Source organism: Duganella caerulea (assembly GCF_040362985.1).
Taxonomy (GTDB): Bacteria; Pseudomonadota; Gammaproteobacteria; order Burkholderiales; family Burkholderiaceae_D; genus Rugamonas; species Rugamonas vulcania.
The window spans coordinates 271,226-287,108 of record NZ_BPWJ01000008.1 but is presented as its reverse complement, the minus strand read 5'-3'; the positions used below and the strand labels follow the sequence as shown (position 1 = coordinate 287,108).

The 15,883-nt window shown below is 66.7% G+C and carries 14 protein-coding genes; 8 read left to right on the top strand and 6 right to left on the bottom strand.

Annotation, left to right across the window (positions count from 1 at the left end):
- The first annotated feature begins 21 nt into the window (after positions 1-21).
- From ACUJB0_RS23685 to ACUJB0_RS23670, 4 genes are all read left to right on the top strand, one after another.
- On the top strand, positions 22-1,134 hold the full coding sequence (locus ACUJB0_RS23685; protein ID WP_444847366.1) for a Re/Si-specific NAD(P)(+) transhydrogenase subunit alpha: 1,113 nt from the start codon (positions 22-24) through the stop codon (positions 1,132-1,134).
- 14 nt (positions 1,135-1,148) lie between these two features.
- Complete coding sequence (locus tag ACUJB0_RS23680; RefSeq protein ID WP_117014135.1) at positions 1,149-1,463, top strand: proton-translocating transhydrogenase family protein; 315 nt, start codon at positions 1,149-1,151, stop codon at positions 1,461-1,463.
- Positions 1,460-2,938, top strand: coding sequence for an NAD(P)(+) transhydrogenase (Re/Si-specific) subunit beta (locus ACUJB0_RS23675; RefSeq protein WP_444847365.1), 1,479 nt, complete (start codon positions 1,460-1,462; stop codon positions 2,936-2,938). The genes ACUJB0_RS23680 and ACUJB0_RS23675 overlap by 4 nt, the downstream gene beginning before the upstream one ends.
- Before the next feature lie 104 nt (positions 2,939-3,042).
- Entirely contained in the window at positions 3,043-3,807 is a 765-nt protein-coding gene (locus ACUJB0_RS23670; RefSeq protein ID WP_117014133.1) for an SDR family oxidoreductase, read from the top strand.
- A 223-nt stretch (positions 3,808-4,030) separates the two neighbouring features.
- On the opposite strand, the gene ACUJB0_RS23665 is transcribed toward ACUJB0_RS23670, so the two are convergent.
- From ACUJB0_RS23665 to ACUJB0_RS23650, 4 genes are read right to left on the bottom strand one after another with little or no spacing between them, the layout of a single operon-like run.
- A complete protein-coding gene (locus tag ACUJB0_RS23665; RefSeq protein ID WP_444847364.1) occupies positions 4,031-5,308 on the bottom strand; it encodes an FAD-dependent monooxygenase in 1,278 nt (425 codons plus the stop codon).
- Positions 5,305-6,642 carry an aminopeptidase P N-terminal domain-containing protein gene (locus ACUJB0_RS23660; protein ID WP_444847363.1) on the bottom strand — a complete coding sequence of 446 codons (1,338 nt, stop codon included), beginning with the start codon at positions 6,640-6,642 and terminating at the stop codon, positions 5,305-5,307. Before ACUJB0_RS23660 ends, ACUJB0_RS23665 begins: the two co-directional genes overlap by 4 nt.
- The gene (murU, locus tag ACUJB0_RS23655) at positions 6,642-7,376 is read right to left on the bottom strand and encodes an N-acetylmuramate alpha-1-phosphate uridylyltransferase MurU (RefSeq protein WP_444847362.1); all 735 of its coding nucleotides are present in this window, start codon (positions 7,374-7,376) and stop codon (positions 6,642-6,644) included. The genes ACUJB0_RS23660 and murU overlap by 1 nt, the downstream gene beginning before the upstream one ends.
- A 10-nt stretch (positions 7,377-7,386) precedes the next feature.
- Positions 7,387-8,442, bottom strand: a complete 1,056-nt coding sequence (locus ACUJB0_RS23650; RefSeq protein WP_444847361.1) for an aminoglycoside phosphotransferase family protein — start codon at positions 8,440-8,442, stop codon at positions 7,387-7,389.
- Positions 8,443-8,549: 107 nt separating this feature from the next.
- Here ACUJB0_RS23650 and ACUJB0_RS23645 point away from each other — a divergent pair, with 107 nt between their 5' ends.
- From ACUJB0_RS23645 to rsmA, 4 genes are all read left to right on the top strand, one after another.
- Positions 8,550-10,814: an LPS-assembly protein LptD gene (locus ACUJB0_RS23645; RefSeq protein WP_444847360.1), complete on the top strand. Its 2,265-nt coding sequence runs from the start codon at positions 8,550-8,552 to the stop codon at positions 10,812-10,814.
- A gap of 80 nt (positions 10,815-10,894) precedes the next feature.
- Positions 10,895-12,352, top strand: coding sequence for a peptidylprolyl isomerase (locus tag ACUJB0_RS23640; protein ID WP_444847449.1), 1,458 nt, complete (start codon positions 10,895-10,897; stop codon positions 12,350-12,352).
- Between the two features lie 52 nt (positions 12,353-12,404).
- Entirely contained in the window at positions 12,405-13,499 is a 1,095-nt protein-coding gene (gene pdxA, locus ACUJB0_RS23635; protein WP_444847448.1) for a 4-hydroxythreonine-4-phosphate dehydrogenase PdxA, read from the top strand.
- Entirely contained in the window at positions 13,496-14,263 is a 768-nt protein-coding gene (gene rsmA / locus ACUJB0_RS23630) for a 16S rRNA (adenine(1518)-N(6)/adenine(1519)-N(6))-dimethyltransferase RsmA (protein ID WP_444847359.1), read from the top strand. Before pdxA ends, rsmA begins: the two co-directional genes overlap by 4 nt.
- Before the next feature lie 171 nt (positions 14,264-14,434).
- On the opposite strand, the gene ACUJB0_RS23625 is transcribed toward rsmA, so the two are convergent.
- Both ACUJB0_RS23625 and ACUJB0_RS23620 read right to left on the bottom strand, forming a co-directional pair.
- The gene (locus ACUJB0_RS23625; protein WP_444847358.1) at positions 14,435-15,076 is read right to left on the bottom strand and encodes a hypothetical protein; all 642 of its coding nucleotides are present in this window, start codon (positions 15,074-15,076) and stop codon (positions 14,435-14,437) included.
- A 58-nt stretch (positions 15,077-15,134) separates the two neighbouring features.
- Entirely contained in the window at positions 15,135-15,752 is a 618-nt protein-coding gene (locus ACUJB0_RS23620) for a hypothetical protein (protein ID WP_444847357.1), read from the bottom strand.
- Positions 15,753-15,883: the final 131 nt, after the last annotated feature.

Sequence of the window (15,883 nt, the reverse complement as noted above, 5' to 3'; positions counted from 1 at the left end):
TATTAATCATTTGGAGGCACCATGAGAGTAGGCATACCGGCCGAGACGCGGCCGGGAGAAACCCGGGTGGCGGCGACGCCCGAGACAGTCAAGAAGCTCGCAGCCAAGCATCAAGTGATCGTGCAGGCCGGCGCCGGACTTTTGGCGTCGGTCACCGACGAGGCCTACGTGGCCGCCGGCGCACAGATCGTCGGCGCGGCGGAAGCCTTCGCCGCGGAGGTGGTGTTGAAAGTGCGTGCCCCCAACGCCGAGGAACGCGCGCTGATCCCGGCCGGCACGGTGGTGATCGGCATGTTGAATCCCTTCGACGCGGACAACAACGCGGCGATGGCGGCGGCAGGCCTGCAGGCGTTCGCGCTGGAGGCGGTGCCGCGCATCACGCGCGCGCAGTCGATGGACGTGCTGTCGTCGCAGGCCAACATCGCCGGCTACAAGGCGGTGATGGTGGCGGCCAATACCTACCAGCGCTTCATGCCGATGCTGATGACGGCGGCCGGCACGGTCAAGGCGGCGCGGGTGCTGATCATGGGCGTGGGCGTGGCCGGGCTGCAGGCGATCGCCACGGCCAAGCGGCTGGGCGCGGTGATCGAGGCGTCCGACGTGCGCCCGCCGGTCAAGGAGCAGGTGGAGTCGCTGGGCGCGAAGTTCATCGACGTGCCTTTCCTGACCGACGAGGAGAAGGAAATCGCCAAGGGCGTGGGCGGCTACGCGCGGCCGATGCCGGCGGACTGGATGCGCCGCCAGGCGGAGCTGGTGCACGAACGCGCCAAGCTGGCCGACATCATCATCACCACCGCGTTGATCCCCGGCCGGCCGGCGCCGGTGCTGATCTCCGAGGAGACCGTGAAGGCGATGAAACCGGGCTCGGTGATCGTCGACCTGGCCGTGTCGCAGGGCGGCAACTGCCCGCTGTCGGAACTGAACAAGACGGTGGTCAAGCACGGCGTGCACATCGTCGGCGAGCCGGACCTGGCGACGCTGGTGGCGGCCGACGCGTCGGCGCTGTACGCGCGCAATGTGCTGGACTTCCTCAAGCTGATCATCGACAAGGAAGACAAACTGGTGATCGATCGCGAAGACGAAATCATCAAGGCCACGCTGTTGTGCAGCGGCGGCGAGCTGCTTAGAAAATAATAGGGGAGTCAAACATGGAAGTCAGCCACACCATCATCAATCTGATCATCTTCGTGCTCGCCATTTATGTCGGCTACCACGTGGTCTGGACCGTGACGCCGGCGCTGCATACGCCGCTGATGGCGGTCACCAACGCCGTCTCGGCGATCATCATCGTTGGCGCCATGCTGGCGGCCTCGCTGACCGAGGGCGTCATCGGCCAGGTCGCCGGCACCGTCGCGGTGGCGCTGGCCGCCGTTAATGTGTTCGGCGGTTTTTTGGTCACGCAGCGCATGCTGGAGATGTTCAAGAAAAAAGAGCCTAAAGCGAAGAAGGGAGATCACGCATGAATTTCATCTCCATGAACCTGGTGACGATGATGTACCTGATCGCATCGGTGTGCTTCATCCAGGCGTTGAAAGGGTTGTCGTCGCCGGCCACGGCGCGCACCGGTAATGCGTTCGGCATGTCGGGCATGGCGATTGCCGCCGTGACCACCATCGCGTTGATCCTCAAGCTGAAGGCGGAAGCCACGGCGGCGGCGACTGCCGGCGCGTCGGGCGGCATGGGCCTCGGCCTGGTGGCGCTGGGCGTGATCGTCGGCGGCGGCATCGGCGCGGTGCTGGCCAAGAAGGTCGAGATGACCAAGATGCCGGAACTGGTGGCGGCGATGCACTCGCTGATCGGTTTGGCCGCAGTCTGCATCGCGGTGTCCGCGGTGTCGGAGCCGCACGCCTTCGGCATCGCCGCCGTGGGCGAGGCGCTGCCGTTCGGGAATCGCATCGAGCTGTTCATCGGTACCTTCGTCGGCGCGATCACGTTCTCCGGTTCGGTGATCGCGTTCGGCAAGCTGTCGGGCAAATACAAGTTCCGTTTGTTCCAGGGCGCGCCGGTCAGCTTCGCCGGCCAGCACATGCTGAACCTGATCCTGGCCATCGTCATGGTGGGCCTGGGGCTGGCGTTCTGCTTCGCCGGCGGCACCGAGCCTGCATGGCTGCCGTTCCTGGTCATGACCGCGATCGCCTTCGTGCTGGGCGTGTTGATCATCATCCCGATCGGCGGCGCCGACATGCCGGTGGTGGTGTCGATGCTGAACTCCTACTCCGGTTGGGCTGCGGCGGGCATTGGCTTCTCGCTGAATAACGCGATGCTGATCATCGCCGGTTCGCTGGTCGGCTCGTCCGGCGCGATCCTGTCGTACATCATGTGCAAGGCGATGAACCGTTCGTTCTTCAACGTGATCCTGGGCGGCTTCGGCGGCGCTCCTGCGGAGGCGGGTGCGGGCGGCGCGAAGGAACAGCGTCCGGTCAAATCCGGTTCGGCCGACGATGCGGCGTTCATCATGGCCAATGCGGAAAGCGTGATCATCGTGCCGGGCTACGGCCTGGCGGTGGCGCGCGCGCAGCATTCGCTCAAGGAGCTGGTCGAGAAGCTGACCCACAAGGGCGTGACCGTGAAGTATGCGATCCACCCGGTGGCGGGCCGCATGCCGGGCCACATGAACGTGCTGCTGGCGGAGGCCGAGGTGCCGTACGACCAGGTGTTCGAGATGGAGGATATCAACGGCGAATTCGGCCAGACCGACGTGGTGCTGATCCTGGGCGCCAACGACGTGGTCAACCCGGCCGCCAAAGATCCGAAGTCCCCGATCGCCGGCATGCCGATCCTGGAGGCGTACAAGGCCAAGAGCATCATCGTCAACAAGCGTTCGATGGCTTCCGGTTATGCGGGGCTGGATAATGAGCTGTTCTACCAGGCGAATACGATGATGGTGTTCGGTGACGCGAAGAAGGTCATCGAGGACATGGTCAAGGCTGTGGAGTAAGCTTGATTCAGCTTTTGTGAATGGTTCATTGGCTTTTGGCCGATTGATGGTGGGATTGATGAGGCATACGATGGCTACATCAACCCACCTCAAGGAGTCTCACCATGAACCGTTTGCAAAACAAAGTCGCCATCGTTACTGGCGCATCGTCGGGCATCGGCCGCGCTACGGCCAAACTGTTTGCCGCTGAAGGCGCGCGTGTCGTTGTCGCCGCGCGCCGTCTGCCCGAGCTGGAGTCGCTGGTGGCGGAAATCGCCGCCGACGGCGGCACCGCCATCGCGCTGGCCGGCGACGTCACTTCCGAATCGTTCAATGCACAACTGGTCGCCGCCGCCGTCGAGGCGTTCGGGCGGCTGGATATCGCCTACAACAACGCCGGTACGCTGGGCGAGATGGGCGAGTCCACCGGTGTTTCGGAGCAGGGCTGGAACGAGACCATCGCCGCCAACCTGACCAGCGCCTTCCTCGGCGCGAAGCATCAGATTCCTCAAATGATCAAGCATGGCGGCGGTTCGGTGATCTTCACTTCGACCTTCGTCGGCTACAGCTTTGCCTTCCCCGGCGTAGCGGCTTATGCGGCCAGCAAGGCGGGCCTGATCGGCCTGACGCAGGCGCTGGCTTCGGAATACGGCGCGCAGGGTGTGCGGGTGAATTCGGTGCTGCCGGGCGCGGTCGATACGGCGATGTATCGCGATATGAACAACACGCCGGAAGCGGCTTCCTTTGTCACCAACCTGCATGCGCTGAAGCGCGTGGCGCAGCCGGAGGAATTGGCGCGCTCGGTGCTGTATCTGGCTTCGGACGATTCGTCCTTCGTCACCGGCACCGCGTCGCTGGTCGATGGCGGCGCTTCGATCACGCGCACCTGAGCCCGGAACCGCGCAGGGGTATGTATGGGGGTATCTGCACGGCCCTTCTGGGAGCGATACTATTCCGGCTCTCTATTCCCTTCTATTTTTCTTGATTCGTCTCTGCGCTCGGCTGTCTGCGAATTTCAGAAGAAAATAGAGAAAACGAATGGGAACGAGAGGACGGAAATAGCGTGGTTCCCCCAAGGAGGCGCGCAAGGTACCCCCTGTGTGTATTCTCAGGTCAACGCCGGCCGTACATCATGAGCTCGGCCAGCACGCCGCGCGCGGGGCCGACCATGTCGATGGCGGCCAGCGACAGGCCCAGCAGGGCTTGTGCCGGCGAGTCGTTGGCGAAGATGCGGGCCATGGTGTCGGTCAGGCGCACGGTGGTGTTGCGGTCCTGGCGGCGCAGTTCGGTGAATTGCGCCAGCATGGCTGGATTCGCGCCTTGCGCCAGCAGGCGCGCCAGCACGGCGACGTCGCGCAGGCCGAGGTTCAGGCCTTGTCCCGCCACCGGATGCAGCGTCTGCGCCGCGTTGCCGATGGCGACCGTGCGCGCGGTGCTGCGCGGATCGGCGTTCAGGCCCAAGGGGAATGCCAGCCGCGGCGACGAGCGCGTGAAGGTGCCGAGGCGCTCGCCGAACGCGGCGCCCAGTTCGGCGAGGAAGGTTGCGTCGTCCAGCGCTTGCAGGCGGGCGGCGGTTTCGGGACGCACGCACCAGACCAGCGAATACTCTTCGCCTTGCGGCAGCAGGGCCAGCGGGCCTTGTTCGGTAAAGCGCTCGTAGGCGCGGTGCGCGATCGGGCGGCTGGTGCGTACTTGCGCGATGATCGCGGTCTGCTGGTAATCGCGGTGCTGCGCTTTGCTTTCCTGATCGCTGAACAAACCACCTTCGGCCTGCACGACGATGGCGGCGGTGATGGCGGTGGCTGCGGCCGCAGGGGCGGCGCCTGCGGCGGCGGATGCGGGCGTTGCTGCTGCTGCGGCGGCGCCAGTGGCGGCTGTGTCTGGCTTGGCTGTCGTGGTGGCGGCCGCGCCGGCGATGGTCAGCGCGACCGCGTCGGCGTCTTCAGTTATGGTTTCAACGCGGGCCGGGCGCAGCGTGGCGATGCCGGCGCGCTGGCAGACCGCGCCCAGCGCCGTCACCAGATCGCCGTAGCGCAGCACATAACCCAGCGCCGGCAGTTTATGCTCATCGCGGTCGATCAGGCTGCGGCCGAACTGGCTGCGGCGCGATACGTGGATCTGATGGATCGCCGTGGCGGCGGTTGGCCACGCGCCGATTTCCTCCAGTATCTGGCGGCTTCCCCACGACAGCGCGATCGAGCGCGGATCGTTGCTGGCTTGCTCCAGCGTCTTGGCGTCGATCAGGGCGATACGTTGCGCCGGCGTGCCGCGCCGGGCCAGCAGCGCGGCCAACGCCATGCCGGCCGGCCCTGCGCCGCAGATGGCGATGTCATAGGATGGAGCGTCGTTGCTGCCTTGCTGCGCGGGTTCTGCTTGATTGAGTGTGTTCATTGAGACTGCATCAGTTGTTCGATCTCGGCGACCGTCTTGGGCGCTGCGGCGCTCAGTATCGTGTGACCATCGGGCGTGACCAGCACATCGTCCTCGATGCGGATGCCGATGTTCCAATACTCTTCCGGCACACCTTCGGCCGGACGCACGTAGATGCCCGGCTCCACCGTCAGCACCATGCCCGCCTGCAGCGCGCGCGACGGCTTGCCTTCGGCCGCCATGTCGCGGTACTGGCCGACGTCGTGCACGTCCATGCCCAGCCAGTGTCCCGTGCCGTGCATGTAGAACTGCAGGTAGCGCTTGTTGGCGATGATGTCGGCCACGCTGCCGTGGGTGTCGTGATTGAGCAGGCCCAGGTCCAGCATGCCCTGCGCCAGCACCTGCACCGCCGCCTCGTGCACGCCGGAGTAGGGCTGGCCGGGGACGATGGCCTGCAGCGCCGCCGATTGCGCGGCCAGCACCAGTTCATACAGCCGCCGCTGCGGCGCGCTGAAACGGCCGTTGACCGGATAGCTGCGCGTGATATCGGAAGCGTAGCCATCGAGCTCGCAGCCGGCGTCGATCAGTATCAGATCGCCGTCGCGGCTTTGCGCGTTGTTGGCGCTGTAGTGCAGCACGCAGGCGTTGGCGCCGGCGGCGACGATGGAGTTGTAGGCCGGCGCCTGCGCGCCGTTGCGGCGGAATTCGTAAAGCAGCTCCGCCTCGATTTCGTATTCGTACATGCCGGGCCGCGACGCCCGCATCGCCCGCGCGTGCGCCTGCGACGAGATGGTGGCGGCGCGCAGCATGGTGGCCTGCTCGCCATCGTCCTTGAACAGGCGCATCTCGTCGAGCAGCGGCAGCAGGTCGACCGCGCTGGCCGGCGCGCCGACGCCGGTGCGCGCCATGCCCTTGACGCTGGACAGCCACTGGCGCACCCGCGCGTCCAGGGCGCTGCCCAGCGCGTAGTACAGCGCCGGCGCGTCGGCCAGCAGCTTGACGATCTCGCCGTCGAGGTCCTCGACCGGGTGGGCGTCGTCGAAGCCGAAGGCCACGCGCGCGCCGTCCGGGCCGTGGCGGAAGCCGTCCCAGATCTCGCGCTCGACGTTCTTCTGCCGGCAGAACAGGATGGAACGCGCCGGCGCGTCGCCGCGCGCGGCCACCAGCACCACCACGCTTTCCGGCTCGGCGAAGCCGGTCAGGTAGTAGAAGTAGCTGTCGTGGCGGTACAGGTATTCGCTGTCGCTGTTGCGCGCCACTTCGGGCGCGGTCGGCAGCACCGCCACCGCGCCGGGCGGCATGTGCGCCAGCAGGCGCGCGCGGCGGGCGGCGTAGTCTGGCAGCCCGGCGACCATCACTGCACGCCCTTGGCGGCGGCCAGGCGCGTGGCCGGCGGCGCGTTGAGCAGGTCGAGCTGCTGCACCGTGCCCAGGTTGTGCCATTCGCCCTCGTACACCTCGCCGCCGACCTGCTTCTTGTCGATGTAGGCGCGGATCAGCGGGCCAAGCTTGGCGTGCTCGCCCGGCGCGATGCCGTCGAACATTTCAGGGCGGTAGACGCCGACGTTCCCGAAGGTCCATTTCGGCGAGCCCTCGTTGGTCAGCGTGTACATGGTCAGCCCGAAGTCGCCCTCGGGGTGGAAGTCCGGGTTGGGCACCAGGTAGAGCCAGCAGATGTCGCGCTGGTCGGCCGGGTAGGGATTGCCCCACATGTCCTTGTCGTGCAACACGTCCTTGACCTGGGTGAAGTCGAAGTAGGGCATGTAGATGTCGCCCGACACCGCCACGAACGGCTCCTCGCCCAGCAGGTGGCGCGCGGTGGCGATGCCGCCGGCGGTCTCCAGCGCGGTGGTTTCGCGCGAGTACATCAGCTTGGCGCCGAACTGGCTGCCGTCGCCCAGCGCGGTCTCGATCTGGTCGCCCAGGTGGGCGTGGTTGATGACGATCTCGGTGATGCCGGCCCGCACCAGGTTGAGGATGTGCCAGACGATCAGCGGCCGGCCGCGCACCTTGAGCAGCGGCTTGGGCGTGGTGTCGGTCAGCGGACGCATACGTTCGCCGCGTCCGGCGGCGAAGATCATGGCTTTCATGCGCGCCGCCTCAGAAGGTGTAGCCGACTTGCGGCTGCTTGTCTTCCAGCTGGTCGAGCAGGCGCACCAGCGGCCGCAGCTCCTTGTAGCGGCCGGCGGTCTTGCGCACGTAGTCCATCACGGTCGGCAGGTCGTGCAGGTACTGGTCCTTGCCGTCGCGGTAGTTCAGGCGGCAGAACAGGCCGAGGATCTTCAGGTGGCGCTGCAGGCCGGCGTACTCGAAGTCCTGGTAGAAGCCGTCGATGTCCGGGTTGACCGGCAGGCCGACCGCCTTGGCGTGCTGCCAGTAGCGGATCGCCCAGTCCAGCACCAGCTCCTCGTCCCACTGCACGTAGGCGTCGCGCAGCAGCGAGGCCAGGTCGTAGGTGATCGGGCCGTACAGCGCGTCCTGGAAGTCCAGCACGCCGGGGTTGCCGGCATCCATCCACATCAGGTTGCGCGAGTGGAAGTCGCGGTGCACATACACCTGCTGCTGGGCCGTGACGTTGGCCAGGATGGCGTCGAACACGCCCTGCAGCTCGGCGGTTTGCTTGTCGGTCAGCGTGGCGTTCAGGTGCTTGCCGATGTACCACTCGGGGAACAGGCTCATCTCGCGCAGCATGAAGGCGCGGTCGTACTCGGGCAGCACGCCCGGCTGGCTGGTCAGCTGGAACTTGACCAGCGCCTCCAGCGCCTCGGCGTACATGGTCGAGGCGTTGTCGTGGTCCAGCACCTGCAGGTAGGTGGTCACGCCCAGGTCGGACATCAGCAGGAAGCCGCGCTCGTAGTCGGTGGCGACGATGCGCGGCACGCTGACGCCGGCGTGGGCCAGCATTTCGTCCAGCTTGACATAGGCCAGCACGTTCTCGCGCTCGGGCGGCGCGTCCATGACGACCAGGGTGGCGCCCAGCGCGGCTTGCTGTTCAGGCAACACATCGACGCGGAAATAGCGGCGGAAGCTGGCGTCGGCCGAGGCCGGACGGGCGCTGGCGACGTCCACCACGTTCAGCGTGGCCAGCCAGGCGGTCAGCTGTTCCAGACGCGGGTCGGAAGATGTATCGGAAGTTAAATTCTGTAATAAAGACATTAAGCGGGGCCCGGAATCCGGTGTTGGGTGAAGATTCCCATATAATAAGGGATTCAAATCAAAAAATCGCCTGTCATGGTGTTTCCTCCCTTCTTTTCATGAGTCGCATGCGCTGGCTTCCGGCCCCCCCCACACCCCCGCATCGCTGGGCGTTTGCCCTGACTGCCATCGCCGCCGCCATCGCGGCCCTGCCGGCCCACGCCCAGAGCCTGCCGCCGAAGGCGCGCGCGCCGCGGGTGGAGGACAAGAACGCGGTCACCACCATCCAGGCCGAGGACATCAGCGGTCGCCCCGAGCGTGAGATCACGCTGGAGCGCGACGCCGAGCTGGTCAAGGACAAGACCCGGGTCAAGGCCGACACCGCGTGCTACCGCCAGGTCGAGGACGAGGTCGAGGCCAAGGGCCATGTGAAGATCTGGCGCTTCGGCGACTATTTCACCGGCGACGAGCTCAAGCTGAACATGGACAGCGGCAAGGGCTATATGCTCAACCCGACGTACCAGCTGGAGGCCAACCACGCCCAGGGCAAGGCCGAGCGCATCAACTTCCTCAACGAGGACGAGGCGGTGGTGGTCAACGGCACCTACAGCACCTGCCAGGGCCCGACGCCGGACTGGTATTTGCGCTCGAACACCTTGAACCTGGACTCCGGGCGCGACGTCGGCACCGCCGGCCAGACCATCATCTACTTCAAGGACGTGCCGATCCTGGGCACGCCGGCGATGTCGTTCTCGCTGTCGGGCGCGCGCCGCTCGGGCTGGCTGTCGCCGATGCCGGGCTTCGGCTCCAAGGGCGCGGCCGAGCTGACCGTGCCGTACTACTTCAACATCGCGCCCAACCGCGACCTGACGGTGTACCCGAAAATCATCCCGCGGCGCGGCTTCCAGCTGGGCGCCAACGGCCGCTACCTGGGCGAGGCCGCCGGCGGCCTGTACCAGGGCGAGACCTATGTCGAGTACCTGCCGCACGACAAGCAGTACGTGCCGCCCACGGCCGGCGGCTCGACCGACCGCTGGATGATCAAGTCCATCCACAACCAGGAACTGTCCAAGGACTGGGCCTACAGCTGGAGCCTGCGGGCGGCGTCGGACAACAACTATCCGAACGATTTTTCCAAGACCGTGTCGAGCTCGACCGAGCGCCAGCTGCTGCGCGAGCTGCGCACCGACTACCACGGCGAGTTCTGGACCCTGACCGCGCGGGTGCAGAAGTACCAGGTGCTGCAGGACCCGGAATCGGCGGTCGACCCCTCGCTGTTCGTCTCGCGCCCGTACGACCGGCTGCCGGCGATCAACCTGCACGCGGCCCAGTACGACGTGGCGGGCGGCTTCGACTGGGCGCTCGACAGCGAGCTGACCCGCTTCTACCACCCGACCCTGATCAACGGCACGCGGCTGGTGGCGATCCCGCAGGTGAGCTACCCGATCGTCGGCCCCAGCTACTTCGTCACGCCCAAGCTGATGGTCAACCTGGCCAGCTACCAGCTTGACGCCTACGGCACGCAGGCGTCCGAGAACCTGTCGCGCGTGGTGCCGACGTTCTCGGTGGACTCGGGCCTGGTGTTCGAGCGCGACATCAAGTTCGGCGGCCGCGACATGACCCAGACGCTGGAGCCGCGCCTGTTCTACGTGAACACGCCGTACCGCGACCAGAGCCAGTTCCCGACCTTCGACACCGACGCCGCCACCTTCAACTTCAGCCAGATCTTCAGCGAGAACCGCTTCGTCGGCTCGGACCGCATCGGCGACGCCAACCAGCTGACCGCCGCGCTGGTGTCGCGCTTCCTGGACGCGGCCGGCGCCGAGACGCTGCGCCTGGCGTTCGGCCAGCGCTTCTACTTCCGCGACCAGCGCGTGCAGCTGGCCTCGACCACGCCGGTGGTGGACTCGCGCTCGGACATGCTGCTGGCCGCGACCGGGCGCATCTCCGAGACCTGGGGCTTCGACAGCGCGGTGCAGTACAGCCCGAGCTCGCGCCGCGTGGTGTCCGAGAGCTACACCGCGCAATGGTCGCCGGGGCAGAAGAAGGTGCTCAACGCCGGCTACCGCTACCTGCGCGGCAGCTTCAAGAACATCGAGCTGTCGAGCCAGTGGCCGATCTTCCAGCGCTGGTACGGCGTGGGCCGGGTCAGCTACTCGGTGCAGGACAAGAAGATCCTGGAGAGCCTGGTCGGGCTGGAATACAACGGCGACTGCTGGGTGTTCCGCATGGGCGCGCAGCGCTTCGTGACCACCTCGACCAAGGCGTCGACGCCGATCTTCTTCCAGCTCGAGCTGAACGGCCTGTCGCACCTGGGCGTGGGCAGCCCGCTGGAGGCGATGAAGAACAGCATTCCCGGCTACCAGCGTTTGAACGAAGGCTACGGCCGCTAGCAAGACCCCGGGCGTCCGCCGCTGCTTGTCGCGGCGGACGCTATTTGATTGTTGTCACCTGACTCATGAGCGTTCTTAAGATGAAGTTCGAAACGAAAATTCTCGCAGTCCTGTTGTGCACCACCGCCCTGGGCGGTTGCAGCCTGTTCTCGAAGAAGCCGGCGCCGGCCCCTGCCGCGCCGGCCGCCGCCCCGGCCAGCGCGCCGAGCACCGCGCCCGCCGCCGCGCCGGCCGCCAAGTCCGCCGTCAAGTCCGACGGCAAGGGCTTCCTGCCGCCCGGCGAGACCGGCAACGTGGCGATCGACTCCATCGTGGTGGTGGTCAACGACGACGTCATCACCCAGCGCGAGCTCACCAACCGCATCAAGTCCGTCACCGCGCGCATGAAGGCGCAGAACGTGCAGATGCCGGATCCGGCCGACCTGCGCCGCCAGCTGCTCGAGCGCATGATCGTCGAGCGCGCCCAGCTGCAGATGGCCAAGGAGATGGGCGTGCGGGTCGACGACCAGCAGCTCGACCGCGCCATCGGCCGCATCGCCGAGGCGCAGAAGCTGTCGGTGCAGGAACTGCGCAACCAGATGGAAAAGGAGGGCACGCCGTACGCCGAGTTCCGCGAGCAGATCCGCGAGGAGATCATCATGCAGCGCCTGCGTGAGCACGAGGTGGACGCCAAGATCCAGATCTCCGAGGCCGAGGTGGACAGCTTCATCGCGGCCGAGAAGGCCGCCGCCGCCGAGCAGTTCGAGATCAACATCTCGCAGATCATGGTGCGCATCCCGGACAACGCCACCGCCGAGGTGATCGCCCAGCGCCGCGCGCGCGCCGAGGAAGTGATGCGCCAGCTGCGCACCGGCGCCGACTTCGCCAAGATGGCCGCCACCTATTCGGACGCCAGCGACGCCCTGCAGGGCGGCGTGGTGGGCTGGCGCCAGCCCGAGCGGCTGCCGCCGGTGTTTGCCGAGGCGCTGAGCAAGCTCAAGCCGGGCCAGGTCACGCCGATCATCAAGAGCGTGGGCGCGTTCCACATCCTCAAGGCGGTCGACCGCCGCAGCCTGGCCGAGGCGCAGGCGGTCGCCGCCGTGCAGCAGTCCCACGTGCGCCACATCCTGATCAAGGTCACGCCGACCATGAGCGTGGCCGACGCCAAGCGCAAGCTGCTGGAACTGAAGGAGCGCCTGGACAACCACGCGGCCAAGTTCGAGGACCTGGCGCGGCTGGTGTCGAACGACGGCTCGGCCGCCAAGGGTGGCGACCTGGGCTGGCTGTATCCGGGCGACGTCACGCCGGAGTTCGAGGCCGCCATCAACGCCCTGAAGATCGGTGAAGTGAGCCAGCCGGTCGAGACCAGCTTCGGCGTGCACCTGATCGAGGTGCTCGAGCGCAAGAGCGACGACGTCTCCAAGGAGCGCGAGCGCAACAACGCGCGCCAGGCCATCCGCGAACGCAAGGTCGAGGAAGCGGCCGAGAGCTGGCAGCGCGAAGTGCGCGACCGCGCCTACGTGGAATTCCGCACCGACGACGGCACCGCCGCCAAGTAAGCCAACCAGGGGAACCCGCGTGAGCGCCACTCAACACTCCGGGCGCAGCGCGCTGCGCCCCCAAGCCACCGCCCGCCGCGCGCGCGGCGCCCGTCCGGCCATCGCCGTCACCGTCGGCGAGCCGGCCGGCATCGGCCCCGAGCTGGCGATCCGCGCCGCTTGGGCGCGCCGCGCCGAAGTCAACTGCGTGCTGCTGGGCGACGCCGCCTTCCTGGCCATGACGGCCAGCTACATCAATCCCGAAATCAAGCTGTCGGCGCTGTCGCTGCAGGCGGTGCGCAACGGCGGCCTGCCGCACTTCGGACCGGAGCGCGTGACGGTGATCGACGTGCCGCTGGCGGCCCACGTCGTGCCGGGCCAGCTGGACAAGGAAAACGGCCGCAGCGTGCTGGCCACGCTGGACGCCGCCATCGAGGGCATCGAGGCCGGCTGGTTCGAGGCGGTGGTCACCGCGCCGCTGCAAAAGAGCACCATCAATGACGCCGGCGTGCCGTTCTCCGGCCACACCGAATACTTCGCCGAGCGCACCGGCACGCCGCAGGTGGTGATGATGCTGGCCGGCCAGCCGGCCGCGCCGGCCGATGCGCCAATGCCGCCGCCATTGCGCGTCGCCTTGGCCACCACCCACCTGCCGCTCAAGGACGTGGCGGCCGCGCTGAGCCAGGACGGCCTGGCGCGCGTGCTCGACATCATCGACCACGACCTGCGCACCAAGTTCGGCATCGCCGCGCCACGCATCCTGGTGTGCGGCCTGAACCCGCACGCGGGCGAGGGCGGCTACCTGGGGCGCGAGGAGATCGACATCATCGCGCCGGCCATCGCGGCGGCGCAGGCGCGCGGCATAGCCGCCTCCGGCCCGTACCCGGCCGACACGCTGTTCCAGCCCAAATACCTGCAGGACGCCGACTGCGTGCTGGCCATGTACCACGACCAGGGCCTGCCGGTGCTCAAGTACGCCACCTTCGGGCGCGGCGTCAACATCACGCTGGGCCTGCCGCTGATCCGCACCTCGGTCGACCACGGCACCGCGCTGGACCTGGCGGCCCGGGGCCTCGGCCTGGCCGATGGCGGCAGCATGGACGCCGCGCTCGACACCGCCGTGGCGATGGCCAACGCCTCCCTTCACCTCAACCAAGAACAACTATGAAACACGTCGCCCGCAAACGCTTCGGCCAAAACTTTTTACACGACAAATACGTCCTCTCCAGCATCACCGAGGCCATCGCCCCGGCGCCGGACGACACGATGGTCGAGATCGGGCCCGGCCTGGGCGCGATGACCGAGCAGCTGATGCGCACGCTGGACAAGATGCACGTGGTCGAGCTCGACCGCGACCTGGTGGCGCGGCTGGAAAAGACCTACAACCCGGCCAAGCTGACCATCCACGCCGGCGACGCCCTCAAGTTCGACTTCGGCAGCATCCCGGTGCCGGCCGGGCGCAAGCTGCGGGTGGTCGGCAACCTGCCGTACAACATCTCCAGCCCGCTGCTGTTCCACCTGGCGACGTTCGCGCCGCTGGTGCAGGACCAGCATTTCATGCTGCAAAAGGAAGTGGTGGAGCGCATGGTGGCCGAGCCGGGCAGCAAGACCTACGGCCGGCTGTCGGTGATGCTGCAATGGCGCTACGACATGTCGCTGCTGTTCGTGGTGCCGCCGGAAGCGTTCGACCCGCCGCCGAAGGTGGAGTCGGCGATCGTGCGCATGATCCCGGTGGCCAACCCGCTGCCGTGCGACGGCGCCAAGCTGGAGGCGGTGGTGCTGAAGGCGTTCTCGCAGCGGCGCAAGGTGATCCGCAACTGCCTGGCCGGCATGTTCACCGAGGCGCAGATCGTCGAGGCGGGCATCGACCCGACCATGCGTCCGGAAACGGTGGGCCTGGCGCAATACGTGGCGCTGGCCAATCTGCTGTAGACAAAAAAAAGCCCGCTGGTGAAAGCGGGCTAAATCCAATTCCTTTGCAAGAAGTGGAGGAGACAGGTGCAGTATGCTGCGACGCGACATATAACGCAACTTTATTTTTCGAATATCGATCATCACGATAACGAATAACTGCTTCCCTCTCCCTCCCGCTCCCTTCCGTCCTTACTTCGGTGTGCAGTTCAGGATCATGTTGCTGACGATGACGCCGTTGACCACGCCGGTGTTGTTGGCCAGCGTGCAGTTGATGTCGGCCGGCTGCGACAGGATGGTCACGCCGTAGGCCGCGCCGTCGGCCACCGCCGGCAACTGGAACTCGCCCTTGCCCAGCACGGTGTCGTTGGCGTTGGCGCTCGACACCGAGACCTGGCCGCCGGTCGAGCCGTTCAGCAACACCACCACGCGCGGGGTGGCGGCGGTGGTGGCGGTGCCGTCGTTGTTCGGGAACAGGCCGGTGAAATAACCGCCCACCGTGTAGCTGTTCTGGATGCAGCGGATCGCCACTGCGATCGACACCGTGTGGCCGGCCGAGCCGGAGGCGCCGGCGATCGGCGCGCAGGTCTGGTGCGCCGGGTTGGCCTGCACGGTGACGTTGTAGTCGGTGCCGTAGGAAATCTGGCGCGGCATCGTGAAGCTGGTGGTGCCGGACGGCACCGTCAGCGTGTCGCTGCCGTTGGCCAGCACCAGGCCGTTGTTGTTCAAGCCCTCGATGGTGCCCTGCACGGCGAATTGGGCCTTGCCGCCGCAGGCGGACAGCGCGGCGGCCAGCATCAGCGCCGCAACGGCGCTCAAAGTCGAAAATTTCATGGTGTACTCCAAAAAGAGGCGGGCGGGCCGGCCCTCGCGCGGAGGGCCGGCGCCGGAATTAGTTGCAGGTGACGACCAGGTCGCCGTAGTCCTTGCCCGGCATGTTGCCGGTGGGGTTGGCGACCGTGCAGACCTGGGTCTGCTTGGTGGCCGGATCGACCGGTTGCGACAGCACCGTCACGCCGTATGGCGCACCGTCGCCGACCTTGCTGGGGAAGGTGAAAGCGACCTTGGCGTCGGCGGTGGCCGCCGGCAGCACGCTGACCAGGTCGGATCCGTTGGCCAGCACCAGGCCCTGATAGCGCAGGCCGCTGACGTTGCCGCCCAGCGTCCATGGATTGGTCACGCAGGTGAAGCCGATCGAATACGAGGTGTAGGCGTTGGCCTTGCCGATGTTGGAGGTGCCGGCCGGCGTGCACTTGGCGCCGGTGGGCTGGGTGTCGACTTCGATGTCGAATTCCTCGTCGACCGCGGCCAGGCGGGTGAACACGAAGCTGCTGGTGTTGGCCGGGATGGCCAGGCGCTCATTGGTCTTCTTGTTGATCAGGACCAGGTCGGGCTTGGTCAGGCCGCTGATCGTGCCCGACAGGGCCAGGTTGCCGTTGCCGCCGCCGCAGGCGTTCAGCAGGGCGGCGCACGCCAGGGCGAGGCCTGAACGCAGGTACACACTTTTCATAACAATCTCTCTCCAAATCGAATAGGGCCGGGCAACGGGCGGGTGCAGCATCTTACACGCGTTGGCCGGTATTTTAGTGCATTTGGTAACACCGGGGCCGCTAAGCGATGTAACAGCTTGTGACACCCCGC